Genomic DNA, 1,996 nt, shown 5'->3' on the forward strand with positions numbered 1-1,996 from the left:
AGAATATTGACCAGTTGGGGCAGCTCGTCCAGGGCTGTAGCACGCAGCAGGCGACCCACGCGAGTGACCCGGGGATCATCCTGGGAAGCCCAGACGGGGCCGGTCATCCCTTCCGCATCGCGCACCATGGAGCGGAATTTGAAGAGGGGGAAAACGCGCCCGCCGCGACCGACGCGGTGCTGGACGTACAACACGGGCCGGCCGTCTTCCAGCAGTATGGCGAGGCAGGCCATCAACCAAACTGGCAGAGAAAGAAGCAGCCCGGCCAGCGACAGGGCAACGTCGAAAGCCCTCTTCGCGACCGAGCGGGCGTACGGCGAAACTGCCACGGGATGGTCCGCAAGGCGGGCAGCAGCAGACGGAGCAACGCTGAGGGCAGCTGCTTGCTCGTCGGAAACCATCGAATGTTGCATGTCTCCACTCCTCGTCGGCGCCGGAAGCGAAGGCGCGTACAGGTTCCCCCGGTCCAGCCCTGTTGGAACCACCGTCCACAGGTTCCGGGAACAATTCGCCACTCGGGCCGGGATACCATGCAGATTCGCACCTGGGGCACAACGGGAAAAAGAACCACAGCCCATACTTGCTGCCAGGGCTCGCGCAGCGGGCAAGCACCGGGGGGCCCTGCGTCACGCCTCATTCATGTAGACCACGGCCCTGCGCCCGGGCGACGGCATCGGAAAGCACGTGCTCGTACAGGGAAACGCAATGCGTTCGCGACAGGTGCTGTTCGGCGTAACGCCTCCCGTTCTGGCCCAGCCGCGCCGCCAGGCCGCGATCATTGTACAGCGTAAGAACTGCTTGAGCCAACTGATCCGGCCGTTCCGGCTCAACGCAGAGGCCGCACTGGGCCGCCTGGATGAGCTTCGGGGCATCCCCGTCGAGATTCATGCTCCCCAGAACCGGCCTGGCCGCGGCCATGATGCTGAGCAGCTTCGAGGGGACAACGGGCGTCCTGACCACCTTGCGCAGTGTAACGAGGCAGGCGTCGGACGCATGAAGAATCAGGGGATATACCTCGCGCGGCTGCATCGGCAGGAACATCACATTGGTGAGGCTGCGCCGGGCGACCTCGGCCTCCAAGCCGGGACGCTCCACGCCGTCCCCCACGAGCACGAATAAGAGGTCGGTACATTCCCGGAGCAGATCGGCTGCGGCGATGACCGTGTCCAGGTCCTGTGAGTAACCCATTGTCCCCGCAAACGATACCACGAATCTGTCTCCCAGGCCGTGCTGTTTACGGAACCCGTTGAGGCGCGGGCCGGGCCGAATGGCATCGGTGTCCACCCAGTTGGGCACGACGACCACCTTGCCGGGATCAGCCACGCGTGCCTTCACGTAATCCGCGTTCCCTTCCGAATGCACGGTGATGCCCGCCGCCTGCCGGTAGACCCACTTCTCGATCCGCCGAAACAGAGCGATCAGCAGAGGGTTGTGCAGGAGCCCGAGGTCTATGGCGTTTTGGGGAAACAGATCCTGAACGTTGATGACGAAGGGGACACGCCTCCACGAACCGAAAACCGCAGCGGTGAGCCCCAGGGTAAGCGGGGGAGAGTAGAGCAACACCACGTCAGCGGCCCGCACCCTCATGATGGCGACCCACAACCCGAAGGCCACCAGGAAATGATCGAGCCCGCGAGCCAGAGGAATGTGGCGTGGGAGGACAGGGACACGAACGCGCAGGATTTCTATCCCGCCCTGCTCCTCGCGTAGAAAAAGACCCCGCCGGTACCGGGGGGGCAACTCGTTCACGTCCACGTTGTAACGCGGATACCCGGTGACCACGGTCACCGCGTGTCCCCTGAAAGCCAGGCTCTCGGCGAGGTCGTAGAACAGGTGGGAGGCAGCCCCGATCTCAGGTGGGAAGTAGTTCGTGAGCAGGACGACTCTCAATGAGCGGTTTCCTCCCCGGGGCGGGTCAGAAACTCGTGCACGTTCACCCGGACTGGCTCCCCCCGGACAAGGGCTTGCTGGGCGGCGATGGTAGCGAGCGTGGTGG

At 64.2% G+C, this 1,996-nt stretch carries 2 protein-coding genes; both read right to left on the reverse strand.

Annotation, left to right across the window (positions count from 1 at the left end):
* Positions 1-413, reverse strand: a 413-nt coding sequence (locus tag AB1609_22495) for a sugar transferase (GenBank protein MEW6049204.1), incomplete at its 3' end; no start/stop codon positions are given.
* A gap of 220 nt (positions 414-633) precedes the next feature.
* Entirely contained in the window at positions 634-1,890 is a 1,257-nt protein-coding gene (locus AB1609_22500; GenBank protein MEW6049205.1) for a glycosyltransferase family 4 protein, read from the reverse strand.
* Positions 1,891-1,996: the final 106 nt, after the last annotated feature.

Source organism: Bacillota bacterium (assembly GCA_040754675.1).
GTDB lineage: Bacteria > Bacillota > Limnochordia > Limnochordales > Geochordaceae > Geochorda.